Origin of the sequence: Bacillus sp. SRB3LM (genome assembly GCF_015712745.1) — a bacterium.
Taxonomy (GTDB): domain Bacteria; phylum Bacillota; class Bacilli; order Bacillales; family Bacillaceae_G; genus Bacillus_A; species Bacillus_A thuringiensis_K.
The window spans coordinates 797,421-814,864 of sequence record NZ_VWVQ01000103.1 but is presented as its reverse complement, the minus strand read 5'-3'; the positions used below and the strand labels follow the sequence as shown (position 1 = coordinate 814,864).

Genomic DNA, 17,444 nt, shown 5'->3' with positions numbered 1-17,444 from the left:
TTTTTCTACAAAAAAAAAGAAGAACAGTACTGTTCTTCCATTGTAATCGCTTTTCTGCTCTCTATGCCACTTGTTTTTCTTGCTCCATTTTTTGCTTAGCTGGCGTTCGATTTACCACAATAATTCCCGCGGCTACACACGCTAAACCGAATAGCACAAATGAATGAATTGCTTCACCTAAAATCATGCTCGATAATAATACACCAAATACGGGTATAAAGAACATATACATAGATACTTTTCCAACCTTGTTGTATTTCATAATTGTATTCCAAATGCAAAAACCAGCTGCAGATAAGAAAGATAAATAAATCAGCATAAGTAGTGCATGTAGACTAAATGTAAATGGCATTACTCCAACTTGTAAAGCCCCTATACATAATAATCCTATAGAACCAAACATCATTTGGTATGCTGTCATATAGCCAACATCTAATGTTTTACTACCTTCTTTTGCTAATATGTTTCCATATGAATACAGCATTGCTGCACTAAGAAGTAACAAGCTTCCGATTCCAAAATGAAATGATAAGCTACCATCACTCGGCACATTTACTAAAATGACGCCACAAAAACCAATTGATACCCCAATTATTTTTCTCATATTGAGGGCATCATCTTTATATAAAAAATGGGCGAGTAAAATTTGAAAGAATGATGATGTCCCTGAAATGATAGCTCCTTCAATTCCCGAACTATAACTCATTCCAATATAAAAACAGATATATTGAAGAAACGTTTGGAATAAACCAATTTGTATTAACTGTTTCCCCGTTCCTTTTTTGAAGCTCATATCTTTTCCTAACATTTTAAAGAATAATAAGAGCATGACTCCAGATAAAAGGAAACGATAACCGGCAAATAATATTTGCTCTCCAACTTCTTGTGGTTGAATTCCAAGTTCAACATAACTTAATTTAATAAAAGGAAATGCGCTTCCCCATAAAAAAGTTGCTACTATCGCAGCAATAAATACGCCAATCGGATGGGTAAAAAATTTCTCTGTCTTCACTTGTTATCTTCCTTTCCGATCTTTTATGAACAATATTCATATATACCAGAGGAATTGCGAAAACACAAGTTTTCCGTTTATACTTGAAACAAAACCGTACCATCTCATAAAAACATATGATATACTATAGAATAATTACAACATAATAACTATTAAAAACAGATTCAACAGAAATGCTGCTATCCATTATGGATGGCAGCTTTCGTCGTTTTATAGGGGTTTCGATTTTGATTATTTTTCTCAATAAGAATTCGGAAGGAGCGAGTAGTAATGAACTCAGAAGTAAAAACGTTACACGCAAAAGAAACAATTTCTCATCCCTCTCTATGGGACACATTAAAAAAACATTATGAACTTGTATTTGCAGTAGCATCTGGTATTTTTATTTTAGTTGGTTGGTTATTCACAAAGAACGATGCAATGAATGTAGGTATTACTTGCTATATCCTTGCTTATATAGTTGGTGGATATGCAAAAGCGAAAGAAGGAATTGAAGATACGATTGAAGAAAAAGAGCTAAATGTTGAAATGCTAATGCTCTTTGCAGCTATTGGTGCTGCAATTATTGGCTATTGGGCAGAAGGGGCTATTTTAATCTTCATCTTTGCGCTCAGCGGTGCTATGGAATCTTATACGTTAAGTAAGAGCCAAAAAGAAATTTCCGCTCTTCTTGACTTACAACCTGAAGAAGCATTACGTATTTCCACCGGAACTGAGGAACGTGTTCCTGTTGGAGAGTTACAAATTAACGACATTATTTTAATTAAACCAGGTGAACGTGTTCCTGCTGACGGTACAATTCATAACGGTGAAACAAATATCGATGAGGCAGCAATCACAGGAGAACCTATTCCAAATGAGAAAAGACATGGCGATGAAGTATTTGCCGGTACTGTAAATTTACGTGGTGCTATCGAAGTTAAAATTACGAAGCCGAGCGATCAAACATTATTCCAAAAGATTATCCGTCTCGTCCAAAGTGCACAAAGTGAAAAATCACCATCACAACTATTCATCGAAAAGTTTGAAGGAACATACGTAAAAGGTGTACTACTCGTTGTTGCGCTTATGATGTTCGTTCCTCATTTCTTACTTGACTGGAGCTGGAATGAAACGTTTTATCGCGCTATGATCTTACTTGTAGTCGCATCTCCTTGTGCACTCGTTGCTGCCATTACACCAGCAACGTTATCTGCAATTTCTAACGGAGCGAGAAATGGGATTCTCTTTAAAGGTGGCGTACATTTAGAACGTCTCGCTTCAGTAAAAGCAATCGCCTTTGATAAAACAGGTACATTAACGGAAGGTAAACCTACCGTAACAGATGTATATGTTCGAGAAAATATAACAGAAAAAGAAGTACTTTCTATTACAGCATCCATTGAAAGTCACTCTACACATCCTTTAGCTGAATCTATTGTTAAATATGCACAACATGCGTACGACATTACATTAAAAAAACCAGAAAAGGTTGAAGATGTAACTGGTTTTGGGCTAAAAGGAATATTGGAAAACACTGCTTATAAAATAGGTAAAGCTGATTTTATCGGTGAAGAAACCAAAACATTTCATAATGGTATTTCTGCCTCACTTGAAAAGGAAGGTAAAACTGTCGTTTATATTAGTGATGAAGGAGGCATTCTTGGACTTATCGCTTTAAAAGATACGCTTCGCCAAGAAACAATAGTTGCTATTCATGAATTGCAAAGCATTGGTGTCGAAGCAATTATGATTACTGGCGATAATGAAGAGACGGCAAAAGCTATTGCCTCTGAAAGTAATATAAAAGAATATTACGCATCATGTTTACCAGAAACAAAAGTTGAAACGATTAAAAAGTTAAAAGAAAAATACGGTACAGTAGCAATGGTCGGAGACGGTATAAATGATGCACCTGCACTAGCTACTGCTAGCATTGGTGTCGCAATGGGAGAAGGAACAGATGTAGCTTTAGAAACTGCGGATGTTGTACTGATGAAAAACGAACTATCTCGTCTTTCTCAAGCGATCCGTCTATCAAAACGAATGAACCGTATTGTGAAGCAAAACGTAATCTTTTCGCTAGCCGTTATTGCCATGCTAATTTGTTCAAACTTCTTACAATTTTTAGCTCTTCCATTCGGTGTTATTGGCCATGAAGGAAGTACGATTCTTGTCATTTTGAATGGCTTACGATTATTAAAAGGAAGCAAATAAAGTGAAACTTTAATCAGTGGGGGTTTTCTTCATCACCCACTGATTATCAGCCCTCACCAATCGGACTTTTATGGGTAGCCCGACCCCCACCTAACTTCTTTGCTTTCGCTGAATTTTGAGGTGGGGGTCTTACTGCCCATTAAAAAAAACGGGTCCCTCTGAAGTGAACCCGAATAGTGGTACATGAAAAAAACACCTCCTGAATTCGCATACTAAGTATGCAAATTCATTGGAGGTGTTTTTCGTTTGAAGACAAGAGTTCATTACCCAGAAGAAACAAAGTGGAAAGTGATTGAAATGAAGAAAGACGGCTACTCAAATCGTACAATTATGGAGAAACTCGGAATTAAAAATGTTTCCCAAATTAAGACATGGATGAAATGGTATCGTACAGATCAAACGTATCGTTTTCAACAACCTGTAGGAAAACAATATTCTTATGGAAAAGGACCAAAAGAGCTCAGTGAATTAGAACAGATACGTTTAGAAAATAAACATCTAAAAACAAAATTACTTGTATGGGGAAAGTATCTGGAAATCGAAAGGGGCTGAAACCAGAAACTGTAGTTGCTTTATGGGAAAATGTAAAAACAAAAATAACGGTAAAAGAATTGTGTAACGTATTAGAATTACCCCGTTCCACATTTTATCGTTGGTTACAACGAACGGAAGATTTGAAAGATGGTATAGAAGAGAAAGTAAAGGACGTTTGTCTTAGGCATAAATTCCGGTATGGATATCGAAGAGTGACCGCTACTCTTCGAAAAATGGGACTGTGTGTCAATCATAAAAAAGTATTACGAATCATGAGACAAAATCACATTCTTTCAAAAGTACGTCGAAAGAAAAAGAAATATATCAATGGTACGGAGCCAATGGTATCCCCTCATCGATTGGAGCGCCAATTCGATGCATCCAGACCAAATGAAAAGTGGTTTACGGATGTGACGTATCTCTTATTTGGAGAGCGTACCTTGTATTTATCAACGATTATGGATGCCTTTAATCGTGAAATTATTAGTTGTGTCATCAGCGAATCACAAACACTGACATTAGCGATGAAGACATTAAAACAAGCAATGAGAGGGCGAAAAGTAAAAGATGTCCTTCTTCACTCAGATCAAGGAAGTATTTATACAGCAAAAGAATTTCAAGCGTATGCCAAAGAAAACGGCATGATCACCAGCATGTCCCGGAGAGGAAATTGCCATGATAATGCCGTCATGGAAAGCTTCTTTGGTCATTTAAAAAGTGAAGCCTTCTATTCACAAGAGATAACAAAAGTATCCAACACAACTGTGCAAAAGATTGTGCTAGAATACATTCATTACTACAATTGTGTGCGAATTCAAGAAAAATTAAACCACCTATCCCCTAAAGAATTTAGGGAACAAGTGGTTTAGGTGTTTTGATTGGTGTCCCCTTTTCGGGGGTCACTTCACTTTAATAGGTGGATAGTTTTTTATTTATGATTCTTTTAAATTATCCACTAGTTGCTCCGCTAAACGTCTATACATATTACTCATAGTCACGAAGGATGTTAGTAGTAGAAATTTTTCTAGCTTTGTATCTTCTAAGGAAGAAATCTCATTTACTTCTGTAACACGGTTATTTACGTCTTGTTTAAAGCTTTCGACATTGCTTTCAGTAAGAGCAAGATAATTTTTGTATAACGTATTTAATTCGAATGAATCATCATTTAATAAGGAGTCATTTATAGTTTCTAATGAACTTTTTATGTCGTTAATGGAGAGAGCTCCCTTTAATTGATAAATTAGGCTAATTAAAATCATATGTTCTTTTGAATACTTTTTATTTTTGATAGGGATGAATAGTTTCCCTTTTGCGTAATTATTAATCATCGTTTTTGTTAATACTTTTTCATCATCAGTTCTCGTTGTATCTGCATAAGTATTCTCAAATAGTTGGACAACTTGATCTACATATAAGTCAACATTTGGAATATCCTCAAGTTTAATATTTTTTTCTAAATGCAATGTCTCAAGTAATTCATTTATATTTTCCACGTAGAATCCCTCACTTTTATAACTTAGCGGAACTTAATGTCTAATTAATATATCTTTAAATATGGTATTACGAAACAAATGAATTGTAAATGTTGACCTTAAAAAGAAATGTGTATATAATTACATGTAGTTATCAAAACTACATGTAATTATATGAGGGGTGTTATTATGAATGCTTATGTAAGGGAACCAGTTAATGCATTTACTCACTTAGGTGGAGCGATATTATCATTTATTGCCTTATTAGCTATGCTTGTGAAAGTTTCTATCAAGATGCCATCATTTGCTGCAATTACAGCTGTTATTTTATTTGGTATTGGAATGATGGTCCTTTATACGGCGTCAGCTGTATATCATAGTGTTGTGGCCAATGAGCGTGTTATTTACTTCTTTAGGAAGTTAGATCATTCTATGATTTTTATATTAATTGCAGGTACATATGCACCCTTTTGCTTAATTACATTAAATTCAGCAAGTGGTTTACTATTATTTTGTTTAGTCTATGCAACTGCGATTTGTGGCATTGTATTTAAAATGTTTTGGTTTAATTGTCCAAGATGGTTATCGACAGCAATTTATATTACGATGGGTTGGTTAATTGTTTTATTTTTTGCACCGTTAGCTGAGAATTTAAGTACAGGAGGCATTATTTTCTTAGTACTTGGGGGCATTTTTTATACAATTGGTGGATTTATTTATGGAACAAAGCCAAAATGGTTAGAGTTTAAATATATGGGGCATCATGAAATTTTTCATGTTTTTGTATTATTAGGTAGTCTTGCGCATTTTCTAAGTGTATATTGTTACGTAATTTAATAAAAAAACGCCACATAATTTTTATTATGTGGCGTTTTTTTTATTACCTGATTAGAATCGTATATGTTATAAAATTATTATGGGATAAAATGTAAGTTTCTGTGTTCGCATGTTAAACATAGGATAAGAAATATGTGATATACTTTGAGAAGTTTATAATGAATGAAATATGGAGGACTATAATTATGGCAATACTTGTAACAGGTGGAGCAGGATATATTGGTAGTCATACATGTGTAGAATTACTAAATAGCGGTTACGAAGTTATAGTAGTGGATAATCTTTCGAATAGCTCGGTAGAATCTATAAATCGAGTGAAAGAAATAACAGGAAAACAATTTAAGTTTTATAAAGAAGATGTTTTAAATCGCGAAGCGCTTGACGCAATTTTTGAAGAAAATGCAATTGAAGCAGTTATTCACTTTGCAGGATTTAAAGCTGTAGGGGAGTCAGTAGCGATTCCATTAACATATTATCATAACAACATTACAAGCACGTTAGTGCTATGTGAAGTAATGCAGAAACATAATGTAAAGAAGATGATCTTTAGTTCATCTGCAACTGTATATGGTATCCCAGAAACATCACCGATTACGGAGGAGTTTCCATTAAGTGCAACAAATCCATATGGTCAAACGAAATTAATGATTGAGCAAATTATGCGTGATGTAGCATTTGCAGATGCAGAATGGAGTATCGCATTACTTCGCTATTTCAATCCATTTGGTGCACACGAAAGTGGGCGTATCGGAGAAGATCCAAATGGAATCCCAAATAACTTAATGCCATATGTAACGCAAGTAGCAGTAGGTAAGTTAAAAGAATTAAGCGTATTCGGAAATGACTATCCAACGAAAGATGGAACAGGAGTCCGTGATTACATCCATGTTGTGGACTTAGCAAATGGTCATGTAAAGGCGCTTGAGAAAGTACTGAGTACAACAGGAGTAGATGCTTATAACCTGGGAACAGGCATGGGCTATAGTGTACTAGAGATGGTTGAAACGTTTGAAAAAGTTTCGGGCAAGAAAGTTCCTTATAAAATTACAGAGCGTCGCCCAGGGGATGTGGCAGTATGTTTTGCTGATGCATCGAAAGCAAAGCGTGAATTAGGCTGGGAGGCAACACGCGGATTAGAAGAAATGTGTGCAGATTCTTGGAAATGGCAATCAAATAATAAAAATGGCTATTTAGAAGTTTAATGATGAATATAAAAAAATGACCTTTGCATAAAAGCAAGAGGTCATTTTTTATTAAGTTTATTAGCGAACCTAGAAAAGAACGTTCGCTGTTTTAAATGATATGATTTTACAATATCGTATGCTAGAAGGTAGTAGAATGAGATAGAGGAATGTATTATTTTATTAATTTTTTATAGAAATTGAAAGCGTATTATTGAAAAGTATTCCAACACTTGTATCATTGTTAGAGTCCGTTTATAATCAAGGAATCCTAGTTCATGTTTTAATAGGATTATTTATTATTGAAAGCGTTTTAAGTTCGCTCCTTTTTGAGGTAGGAGGTCTGACTTATTTGGATGAAAAATTATGTATGTAGTTTTAAATGGGAAGAAAAATAATATAAGTATCACTTTATAGTGTGGGGAGGTTAAAAGTGTGAAAGGTAAAGATTTTCACACGAATATATATGGGTTATGTAGGATTATTACTTTCAGGGGCAGCTTTATTTTTAAATAGTCTTGTTATATTAGGGAAAGCAGAGATGAAAAGTGCGGGTGTTTTTAATTTATTTGTGGGTGCACTACAAATTATTATTCCGTTTTATTTGATCATGATTTCTGACCAAAGCAATTGGACAGTGTATTCATATGCGGCTACTTTCTTATTTGGATTAACTTATTTATATGTAGGTGTTACTTTTATAAAAGGAATGGATAGTAGTGGTCTAGGATGGTTTTGTATTTGGGTAGCAATTATAGCCTTATTCTATATGGTTGTTTCATTTGTTCAATTCCATGATGTTGTTAATGCGTTAACGTGGTTTATGTGGGCATTACTTTGGTATTTATTCTTTGTATTAAATACACAAAAGAAGAACATTAATCAATATCTTGGAAGGATTGCCTTCGTACAATCATGGGTAACATTGACTTTACCTTCACTCTTTTATTTTATGGGAGTGTGGGGAGAGGGATTTGTATATGAACTATGGGTTTATGTATCAGTAATTTCTATTTTGTACTTCTGTTATTGTATTTATAAATATCGAGTACGTTAATATATTATCTGCATAAAGGCATGGAATCGTTAAACTGATTTCATGCTTTTTTATATATTAGCGTTTTATAATAAAAGAGGTGGTATCTTATAAATCATGAAAATGGGGGTGATGAAATTGAAGAAAGTGTTGGTGCTAGGAGGAACAAGATTTTTTGGTAAACATTTAGTAGAGTACCTTTTGCAAGCTGGACACGATGTAACAATTGCCACGAGGGGAATTACCGAAGATTCTTTTGGTAATGCAGTAAAAAGAATAATTGTCGATAGAGAAGATGGAAAGCTACTAGAAGAGCGTCTAGAAGGAAAAAGTTATGATATTGTATACGATAATTTATGCTATAGCTCGAATGCAGCAAAGATAGTATGTGAAGTGTTACGAGGGAAAACGAAGAAATACGTTATGACATCTTCAATGGCTGTCTATGAACCTGCATTAAGCTTGTTAGAAGAGGACTTTAATCCAAATGAATATGCAATTACATATGGAGATAGGAATGATTTTAATTATAGTGAAGGAAAGAGATTAGCCGAAGCGGTTTTATTTCAATATGCAACATTCCCAGTCGTTGCAGTACGTTTTCCAGTTGTTATTGGAGAAAATGATTATACGAAAAGGTTACAATTTTACGTTGAATGTATCGTGAACCAAAAACCTATCGCTATGGATCATGTAGATGGAACTTTGTCATTTATACATGAAAAAGAAGCGGGAGAGTTTCTAGCTTGGTGCGGAATGGAAAATGTGAGAGGACCAATTAACGCATGTAGTAATGGTGTAGTTTCTACGGAAGAAATTATTCATTTTATAGAAGAGAGGACGGGAATAAAAGCACTCATTCAGGAAGGTGGGGAAAATATAGCTCCTTATAATGAGGTAACTAACTGTACGTTACATAATGGAAAGGCTCGTGAATTTGGATTTTTGTTCCGAGAGCTGAAACTAGAAATAAAAAATATTTTAAAACATTATATAAATACAATGAAGTAATCATAAATCCCCCGGTGGCAATCCGGGGGATTCTGGAGGATTTCGACAATACTGATTTTACATTACCAAATTTACCTTATACGTACGACTAATGTTTTTGTGATTGAATTGCTTGTAAATACTTCTCGTTTACTTGGTCCCAGTTTACTGTATGCCACCAGTTGGTAACAAACTCTGGGCGCCTATTTTGATACTTTAAATAATAAGCATGTTCCCATACATCAATTACGAGTAAGGGGATTTTCCCTTCTTGCAAAGGTGTATCTTGATTTGGTGTACTCATAACAGAGAGTTCCTCACCGTCAAGAACAAGCCATCCATAGCCACTTCCAAAACGACTAATAGCTGCTTTGGAAAGTTGATCTTTTAAGTTGTCAAAGGTATTGAAATAATAATCAATTACTTTTGCAACGTCTCCATTAGGCTCACCGCCACCTCGTGGGCTCATCACTTCCCAAAAAAGACTATGACAATAGTGACCACCACCGTTATTTCGTACAGCTGTAACAATTTCCTTCGGTAAAGCATCTAAATTACATAGCAATTCTTCTAAAGATTTATTATGTAATTCAGTATAATTTTCTAAAGTAGCATTTAAATTGTTTACGTATGTCGCATGGTGCTTTCCATGATGAATGGAAAGTGTATTGCTATCAATATGTGGCTCTAGTTCATCATAGTCATATGAAAGCTTTGGCAATTGAAATGAAGACATAACATTACCTCCTTTCGATTTAAAAAGTTGGTCTAGGTAAAAATACTTTACCTTAGTCAAAAATACACCCATTTTCCATATAAGTCAATAGTAAGTCTATTAATTTTCTGAAAAATATTACAATAAAAGTAACACTCTCACTTTCATTTGTGACTCCTATCCTTTTTGCTTATACTGTAAAGTAGCAGGGTTTTGTTGAAATAGAAGGAGATAGTTTATGAGTAAAACGAAACAATTAATAGAGGAAGCAAGTAATTTTATTACGACTTGTTATAAGGAGCTTCATAAAGAACAATTGATAGAAGAACGTATAAAAGAAATTCAAATTGAGATAGAGCAGACAGGGACATATGAGCATACATTTGAAGAACTTGTTCATGGTTCACGAATGGCATGGCGTAACAGTAATAGATGTATTGGAAGACTATTTTGGAGTAAGATGCACATATTAGATGCGCGCGAAGTAAATGATGAAGAGGGTGTATATAATGCATTAATTCATCATATTAAATATGCAACGAACGACGGGAAAGTTAAACCAACCATTACGATTTTTAAGCAATATCAAGGTGAGGAAAATAATATAAGAATTTATAATCACCAATTGATTCGATATGCAGGATATAAAACAGAGACGGGAGTGATTGGTGACTCTCATTCCGCTACATTTACAGACTTTTGTCAGGAGCTTGGTTGGCAAGGGGAAGGTACGAATTTCGATGTATTGCCACTTGTGTTCTCTATAAACGGGAAGGCGCCTACATATAAAGAAATTCCGAGAGAAGAAGTAAAAGAAGTGCCAATTGAACACCCAGAATACCCTATTTCATCACTTGGAGTAAAATGGTATGGGGTTCCAATGATCTCAGATATGTGCTTAGAAATTGGCGGTATTTCTTATACAGCCGCTCCGTTCAATGGATGGTATATGGGAACAGAAATTGGGGCGCGCAACTTAGCAGATCATGATCGTTATAATTTACTTCCAGCTGTTGCGGAGATGATGGATTTAGATACATCGAGAAATGGTACGTTATGGAAAGATAAGGCGTTAATTGAGTTGAATATTGCCGTACTACACTCCTTTAAAAAACATGGAGTTAGTATTGTTGATCACCATACTGCTGCACAACAATTTCAGCAATTTGAGAAGCAAGAAGCTGCTTGTGGTCGTGTTGTAACAGGTAATTGGGTATGGCTTATTCCACCATTATCTCCAGCTACCACCCACATTTATCATAAACCGTATCCGAATGAAATTTTGAAGCCAAATTTCTTTCATAAATGATATTTAGTGTAGGTTTTTTCTGTGAAATATAATTTTTTTAAATTACTGTTATGTAGCAAATGGAAGCCTTTACTCTCGGTTATTTTTGGAAGAGGCTTTTTGAACCAAGGAGTTCCTTATGTTATAATCAAATTTCTGTTTCGAAGACCTTATAGAAATATAAGGTCTTTTGTTTTGCTTTTTTATGTAAGAGGAAGAGATTTTTTCTTTTTAATAAGGGATTTGGCATATTTTTAGGGACAACATAAGTATGTGGGAAGTCGATAAAATGTTATGCATATATAATTATTGTGTTTTGGTTTTAAACAATAAAACATAATAAAGTTGTTTTTTTAGATTGCTGAGGAAGGAGGAAGTGTAAATGAGGATGAAGAGTCGAAAAACTGATTGGCCTGTATTTATTATTAGTGGTGGTTCACTTTTATTATTTGTAATTGCAGTTTTTTTGAACAAGGATTATGTAGAGAGTGCGATTAATAAAAGTTTCGCTTTTTCAATTAAATATTTCGGTGCCTTCTGGCAAGTTTTATTATTAGGTACATTTATTGTTGCGATGTGTATGGCGTTCTCCAAATATGGGAGAGTTAAGCTTGGAGGATTAGAAAAACCTGAGATTAGTACGGCAAAATGGCTTGCTATTATTATGTCTACATTACTTGCCGGAGGTGGCGTTTTTTGGGCAGCAGCAGAGCCAATGTATCATTTGATGACGGTGCCACCAATACATGATGGTATATCTGCTGGAACGAAAGAAGCAGTCATGCCTGCTTTAGCACAAAGTTATATGCATTGGGGATTTTTAGCATGGACGATTTTAGGTACAATTAGTGCGGTAGTTATGATGTATGGACATTATCATAAAGATATGCCGCTAAAACCTCGAACGCTTTTATATCCTATTTTTGGGGAAAAATTAAGAAAGAGCCTGCTTGGAACGATAATTGATGCAGCTGCAATTATTGCAGTAGCTGCAGGTACAATTGGCCCAATTGGATTTTTAGGTTTACAAGCAAGTTATGGATTACAAGAATTATTTGGAATTTCTGATGTGTTTACTACTCAATTAGCAATTATTGTTTGTGTGGTGGCCGTGTCTACCATATCGGCAGTAACAGGTATTGATAAAGGGATTCAAATTATAAGTAATTTAAATGTTAGATTAGCAATTGTATTAATGGCATTCATATTACTATTTGGGCCAGGTGGATTTATTATTGATTCGTTTGTTTCTTCGTTTGGATTTTATGTAAATGAGTTTATACCGATGAGCACATACCGTGGTGATACAAGTTGGTTAGGATCTTGGACAATCTTTTTCTGGGGATGGTTTATTGGATACGGACCAATGATGGCAATTTTAGTGAGTCGAATTTCAAGAGGGAGAACGATTCGAGAAATCATCGTTGCAATTGGAATTATCGCACCTATTATTACAACGTTTTGGTTTACTATATTAGGTGGATCAGGCGTGTTTTATGAGTTGATGAATCCTGGGTCTATCTCGGACGCATTAAGTGAATCTGGTATGCCGGCAGCTATGATTGCAATTACAGGGCAATTGCCACTTTCTAATATTATTGGACCAGCATTTCTTTTATTAACAATTTTATTTGTAGTGACAACAGGAGATTCAATGGCTTATTCCATTTCAATGGCAGTGACTGGAGACGGAGATCCTAGAATTAGTTTGCGAATTTTTTGGTCGCTTATTATGGGGGCAGTTGCAGCAATTCTTTTATATATGGGTGAAGGAAGTATTAATGCTCTACAATCGTTTATCGTAGTAACGGCAGTTCCGGTATCAATTTTATTATTCCCAATGCTATGGTTAGCACCTAAAGTTGCGGGAGAATTAGCATTAAAACAAGGTATTGTAAAAGAAGAAGATAAAACTGCATTCTTATTTCAGAAGGCTAGTAAATCAAAATAAATAAACACGTAAAAGAGGAAGCATCTTAAATGAGATGCTTCCTCTTTTACGTTTAATCTAATACTTTCCCCTTTGTTTCTGGTACACATAGTAGCATTGTAATTAACCCGATTGGGTAGATGATAAAAATCAAGGACAATGCTCCAAGTAGGTTGCCACCTGTAGCAAGTAAGCCAATAATAACAGGTCCAAATCCAGCTAATCCACGTCCTGTACCGAAAATAAAGTTTTCTGCGGTAGAGCGAGCCTCAGCAGGATAGTTCTCAGCTAAAATTGCTCCAAATCCTCCCATCATTCCATTTGCAAAGAATCCAAGCAATGCACTTCCCCATAATAATAATGTTGAATCTGTGAATAAGAAGAAGTAAATGAGACAGTATACTGTACCACCAATATAATAGATTGCAAAAGTTTTACGACGACCAATTTTATCAGCCAGAATACCAAAGATTGCAATTCCAATTAGCATACCGATGGTAGAAATGAACATCCAGCCACTTGCTTTTGCTAATGTATAGTTATATTTATTTGCTAAAATAGTGGGCATCCATGTGAAGATTCCGTAATATCCGAAGTTCTGGATAAACGACATAATAATAAGACCGATTGTTGTAATTGTTACTTTTTTATTGGCAAATAACTTTCGAAGTGGGAATTTTTTTATATGTTTTAGTTGTTCTGCTTCAGTAGTTGTTAATTTACCTGCAGCTTCTTTTTGCAATAGTTCCTTTTTGTAGCGTTGCTTTTGCTCCCATATTTTCGGTTCACTTAAACTTTTGCGGACATAGACAGCTAGTAAAGCTGGAATTAATCCAAATAAGAAAACGGCTCTCCATCCAAAGTGCGGGACAATAAATGCTGGAAGGATTGAAGCAACCAATACACCAAATTGCCATCCAAGTGCAACAACAGATGTCGCTTTAGCACGCATTTCTTTAGACCATGTTTCTGTTACGATGGCCATTCCGATTCCGAATTCACCACCAACTCCCATTCCAACTAAAAAGCGCAGAATTAATAATTGCCAGTAGTCTGTTGCGAAATAAATGAGTGCGGTTGCTAGTGAAAACAGTAAGATTGTGAAGGCCATTGTACGAATACGGCCAAATAAATCAGCAATAAATCCAAATAAATAAGAACCAATTAACATCCCTATTGTGGTAGCTAATGTTAAGTTTCCACCTTCAACAGGACTTAAGTGAAACTCTTTTAAAATATAGACAAGTACGAAAGATAATAACAACATATCTAAACCTTCTGCTGCATATCCTAGCGCAGAACCAAATAATGTTTTATATCTTTTCGCTTTCGTCTCCTCTGTTGTTTGTTGTACATCAGTAGTGACGTTCATTATTACTCCTCCTTATTTTCTACAGTCGCTATGGAAGAATAACAAAAGGCCTTCTCACCTGATATGATGAGAAGGCCAAAAAAGCATACGTATCCCCAAAAAAGAACATACGTATATTGTATTCCGACTTCCTTCTCAACCTCACGGGGTTGGGTTAAAGGACTGTATTATATTACTTTATTTTTAGCACTCTTCTATTGTATTGTCAAATAAAGAGAAAGTTATTATGTGTAAAATATTTCAAAAAACATTTCGTTCTTCTTGACGCCGACTTCATTATTTTCCCATAATAAAACTAACTAAATAAAAAGGAATGAATCAAAGATGCTAAATTTAGTACTCATGATGATTGAACGAGTCGGACTTATAGTTATTTTAGGATTTTTACTCTCTCATATTAAAACTTTCAGACGCCTCCTTCATAAACAGGATGGCTATGTAGATAAGCTTAAGCTTATTTGTATTTTTTCGGTATTTACAATTGTAAGCAATTACACTGGGATTGAAATAGCAGGAAATACGATTATGAATGAAAACTGGTTACAAGGTGTTTCTTCGTCAAGCACAATTGCGAATACGCGTATTATGGGTGTTGGTATTAGCGGCTTACTTGGTGGCCCTATTGTAGGGGTTGGAGTAGGATTTTTTGCTGGTATTCATCGTTATATGCTTGGTGGTACGACAGCGTTAAGCTGCGCAATCTCTTCTATTTTAGCTGGGATTATAACTGGTTATATCGGATATATTTTCAAAAAATATAATCGTACAATTACTCCTAAGTTTTCAGCAGTTTTAAGTATTTTTATCGTATCTTTAGAAATGCTTATGATTTTATTAATTATAGAGGATGGAATTAGCGTTGTGAAAACAATAGCGATACCGATGATTCTTGTAAATAGTTTTGGCAGTTTTATTTTACTTTCTATGATACAAGCTATTTTGCGTCAGGAGGAGAATGCAAAAGCGCTTCAGACTCATAAAGTATTGCGTATTGCTGATAAAACATTACCGTATTTTCGTCAAGGCTTAACAGAAGAATCGTGTAAGCATGTGGCACAAATTATTCACCGCTTTACAGGAACGGATGCGGTATCTTTAACAGATACAGAGAAAATATTAGCGCACGTTGGATTAGCATCAGATCATCATATTCCTTCACATAGTTTAATAACTGGTTTGTCGAAAGAAGTTTTAAATACAGGGAAAATAATGAAAGCAAAATCACGTGAGGTCATTAATTGTCAACATGAAGGATGCCCTTTGCAAGCGGCGATTGTTATTCCACTAACTTCGCATGGAAATACGATAGGGACATTAAAACTGTATTTCAAAAATCCTAACCAGTTAAGTCGTGTGGAAGAGGAATTAGCAGAAGGGTTAGCAAAAATATTCTCTACACAACTTGAATTAGGGGAAGCTGAGTTGCAAAGTAAATTACTTCAAGATGCGGAGATAAAAGCATTACAAGCGCAAATTAACCCGCACTTTTTATTCAATGCGATTAATACAGTATCAGCTTTATGCCGAACAGATGTAGAAAAAGCAAGGAAGTTATTATTACAGCTCAGCGTGTATTTCCGTTGTAATTTGCAAGGAGCACGTCAGTTATTGATTCCGCTAGAACAAGAATTAAACCATGTACAGGCATACTTATCACTAGAACAAGCACGGTTCCCAAATAAGTATGAGGTAAAGATGTATATTGAGGATGAGCTAAAGACAATTTTAGTACCACCATTTGTTCTTCAACTATTGGTTGAAAATGCATTGCGACACGCTTTTCCGAAGAAGCAACCAGTATGCGAAGTGGAAGTGCATGTTTTTGAAAAAGAGGGTATGGTTCACTTTGAAGTAAAAGATAATGGACAGGGAATTGATGAAGAACGTTTAGAACAATTAGGAAAGATGGTAGTTTCGTCAAAGAAAGGGACTGGAACAGCTTTATATAATATTAACGAACGTCTTATTGGTTTATTTGGGAAAGAAACGATGCTTCATATCGAAAGTGAATTAAATAAAGGGACGGAGATTACCTTTATTATTCCAAAAAAAGTAGGGGAGGAAGAACCGGGTGTTAAAAGTATTAGTAGTTGACGATGAAATGTTAGCACGTGATGAACTAAAGTATCTATTAGAGAGGACGAAAGAAGTTGAGATAGTTGGTGAGGCTGATTGTGTGGAAGACGCATTAGAAGAACTAATGCAAAGTAGACCAGATATTGTGTTTTTAGATATTCAATTATCCGATGATAACGGATTTGAAATCGCGAATATATTAAAGAAGATGAAAAATCCACCTGCAATTGTATTTGCTACGGCCTATGATCAATATGCGTTGCAAGCATTTGAAGTAGATGCGTTAGACTACATTTTAAAACCATTTGATGAAGAGCGTATTGTGCAGACATTAAAGAAGTATAAAAAACAAAAACAAGCGCAAACAGAAACGAAGCACGAAATAAAGGGGACAGATGTAACAGCAGAGATGCATAAATTAGCATTACCAATTGAAGAATCAATCGTACTTGTGAATATTGAAGATATTATATATGTAGGGCTTGTAGATGGGAAAGTAACAGTAAAAACAATGAGGGAAACGTATGTAACACATGATACACTTGTAATTTTAGAGAAGAAGTTACCACAAGCAAGCTTCATGCGTGTACACCGTAGTTTTATTGCGAATATTAATCATATTACTGAAATTCAGCCATGGTTCAATTCTACTTATAATTTAATTATGAAAGAAGGATCGAAAGTACCTGTTAGTCGTACATATGCAAAAGAACTCAAGAAGCTGCTTCGTATTTAAGAAGCAGCTTTTGTATTTCATCCTTTTATATTTGTAACTGATTCTGTATATTTGACGTTCTGTTATGCA

14 protein-coding genes are annotated in these 17,444 nt (G+C 35.0%); 10 read left to right on the top strand and 4 right to left on the bottom strand.

Annotated features, from left to right (window positions below; translation table 11 throughout):
- Positions 1-61 precede the first annotated feature (61 nt).
- Complete coding sequence (locus F3I02_RS31275; RefSeq protein WP_000845712.1) at positions 62-1,012, bottom strand: DMT family transporter; 951 nt, start codon at positions 1,010-1,012, stop codon at positions 62-64.
- A 270-nt stretch (positions 1,013-1,282) separates the two neighbouring features.
- Between F3I02_RS31275 and F3I02_RS31270 the strand changes: the two genes are divergently transcribed.
- Positions 1,283-3,208 (top strand): heavy metal translocating P-type ATPase, encoded by a 1,926-nt coding sequence (locus F3I02_RS31270; protein WP_196478763.1) that lies wholly within the window; start codon positions 1,283-1,285, stop codon positions 3,206-3,208.
- A 246-nt stretch (positions 3,209-3,454) separates the two neighbouring features.
- Positions 3,455-4,611, top strand: a protein-coding gene (locus tag F3I02_RS31265) for an IS3 family transposase (RefSeq protein ID WP_196477871.1) whose coding sequence is annotated in 2 segments (ribosomal slippage) — positions 3,455-3,707 and positions 3,707-4,611 — 1,158 coding nt in all. Because the reading frame shifts where the segments join, the coding sequence is not laid out codon by codon here.
- A gap of 63 nt (positions 4,612-4,674) precedes the next feature.
- Here the strand turns inward: F3I02_RS31265 and F3I02_RS31260 are convergent.
- On the bottom strand, positions 4,675-5,235 hold the full coding sequence (locus tag F3I02_RS31260; RefSeq protein ID WP_000427881.1) for a DUF1836 domain-containing protein: 561 nt from the start codon (positions 5,233-5,235) through the stop codon (positions 4,675-4,677).
- Between the two features lie 168 nt (positions 5,236-5,403).
- Here F3I02_RS31260 and trhA point away from each other — a divergent pair, with 168 nt between their 5' ends.
- The 4 genes from trhA (at position 5,404) to F3I02_RS31240 (ending at position 9,279) form a co-directional block, all read left to right on the top strand.
- On the top strand, positions 5,404-6,051 hold the full coding sequence (gene trhA / locus F3I02_RS31255; RefSeq protein WP_000995363.1) for a PAQR family membrane homeostasis protein TrhA: 648 nt from the start codon (positions 5,404-5,406) through the stop codon (positions 6,049-6,051).
- 185 nt (positions 6,052-6,236) lie between these two features.
- Positions 6,237-7,253 (top strand): UDP-glucose 4-epimerase GalE, encoded by a 1,017-nt coding sequence (gene galE, locus F3I02_RS31250; RefSeq protein ID WP_000996543.1) that lies wholly within the window; start codon positions 6,237-6,239, stop codon positions 7,251-7,253.
- A 445-nt stretch (positions 7,254-7,698) separates the two neighbouring features.
- Positions 7,699-8,289, top strand: a complete 591-nt coding sequence (locus F3I02_RS31245; protein ID WP_000542569.1) for an AmiS/UreI family transporter — start codon at positions 7,699-7,701, stop codon at positions 8,287-8,289.
- Positions 8,290-8,385: 96 nt separating this feature from the next.
- Positions 8,386-9,279 (top strand): NAD-dependent epimerase/dehydratase family protein, encoded by an 894-nt coding sequence (locus tag F3I02_RS31240; protein ID WP_102947788.1) that lies wholly within the window; start codon positions 8,386-8,388, stop codon positions 9,277-9,279.
- A gap of 88 nt (positions 9,280-9,367) precedes the next feature.
- On the opposite strand, the gene sodA is transcribed toward F3I02_RS31240, so the two are convergent.
- Entirely contained in the window at positions 9,368-9,994 is a 627-nt protein-coding gene (gene sodA / locus F3I02_RS31235; protein ID WP_000094037.1) for a superoxide dismutase [Mn], read from the bottom strand.
- Between the two features lie 217 nt (positions 9,995-10,211).
- Here sodA and F3I02_RS31230 point away from each other — a divergent pair, with 217 nt between their 5' ends.
- Both F3I02_RS31230 and F3I02_RS31225 read left to right on the top strand, forming a co-directional pair.
- Positions 10,212-11,282 (top strand): nitric oxide synthase oxygenase, encoded by a 1,071-nt coding sequence (locus F3I02_RS31230; protein ID WP_196478762.1) that lies wholly within the window; start codon positions 10,212-10,214, stop codon positions 11,280-11,282.
- Positions 11,283-11,643: 361 nt separating this feature from the next.
- Positions 11,644-13,212, top strand: a complete 1,569-nt coding sequence (locus tag F3I02_RS31225; protein WP_001242442.1) for a BCCT family transporter — start codon at positions 11,644-11,646, stop codon at positions 13,210-13,212.
- 52 nt (positions 13,213-13,264) lie between these two features.
- Here F3I02_RS31225 and F3I02_RS31220 read toward each other — a convergent pair whose 3' ends face one another.
- A complete protein-coding gene (locus F3I02_RS31220) occupies positions 13,265-14,563 on the bottom strand; it encodes an MFS transporter (protein WP_001103415.1) in 1,299 nt (432 codons plus the stop codon).
- A gap of 324 nt (positions 14,564-14,887) precedes the next feature.
- Between F3I02_RS31220 and lytS the strand changes: the two genes are divergently transcribed.
- Both lytS and F3I02_RS31210 read left to right on the top strand, forming a co-directional pair.
- A complete protein-coding gene (gene lytS / locus F3I02_RS31215) occupies positions 14,888-16,657 on the top strand; it encodes a two-component system sensor histidine kinase LytS (protein ID WP_046946508.1) in 1,770 nt (589 codons plus the stop codon).
- The gene (locus F3I02_RS31210; protein ID WP_000921850.1) at positions 16,635-17,375 is read left to right on the top strand and encodes a LytR/AlgR family response regulator transcription factor; all 741 of its coding nucleotides are present in this window, start codon (positions 16,635-16,637) and stop codon (positions 17,373-17,375) included. Before lytS ends, F3I02_RS31210 begins: the two co-directional genes overlap by 23 nt.
- Positions 17,376-17,444: the final 69 nt, after the last annotated feature.

What these genes read in the sequence shown, in the direction of transcription:
- F3I02_RS31245 (WP_000542569.1), top strand. Translation starts at nt 7,699, where the DNA reads ATGGGTTATGTAGGATTATTACTTTCAGGGGCAGCTTTATTTTTAAAT.
- galE (WP_000996543.1), top strand. Translation starts at nt 6,237, where the DNA reads ATGGCAATACTTGTAACAGGTGGAGCAGGATATATTGGTAGTCATACA.
- F3I02_RS31220 (WP_001103415.1), bottom strand. Translation starts at nt 14,563, where the DNA reads ATGAACGTCACTACTGATGTACAACAAACAACAGAGGAGACGAAAGCG.
- F3I02_RS31225 (WP_001242442.1), top strand. Translation starts at nt 11,644, where the DNA reads ATGAGGATGAAGAGTCGAAAAACTGATTGGCCTGTATTTATTATTAGT.
- F3I02_RS31240 (WP_102947788.1), top strand. Translation starts at nt 8,386, where the DNA reads ATGAAAATGGGGGTGATGAAATTGAAGAAAGTGTTGGTGCTAGGAGGA.
- lytS (WP_046946508.1), top strand. Translation starts at nt 14,888, where the DNA reads ATGCTAAATTTAGTACTCATGATGATTGAACGAGTCGGACTTATAGTT.
- F3I02_RS31270 (WP_196478763.1), top strand. Translation starts at nt 1,283, where the DNA reads ATGAACTCAGAAGTAAAAACGTTACACGCAAAAGAAACAATTTCTCAT.
- F3I02_RS31230 (WP_196478762.1), top strand. Translation starts at nt 10,212, where the DNA reads ATGAGTAAAACGAAACAATTAATAGAGGAAGCAAGTAATTTTATTACG.
- trhA (WP_000995363.1), top strand. Translation starts at nt 5,404, where the DNA reads ATGAATGCTTATGTAAGGGAACCAGTTAATGCATTTACTCACTTAGGT.
- sodA (WP_000094037.1), bottom strand. Translation starts at nt 9,994, where the DNA reads ATGTCTTCATTTCAATTGCCAAAGCTTTCATATGACTATGATGAACTA.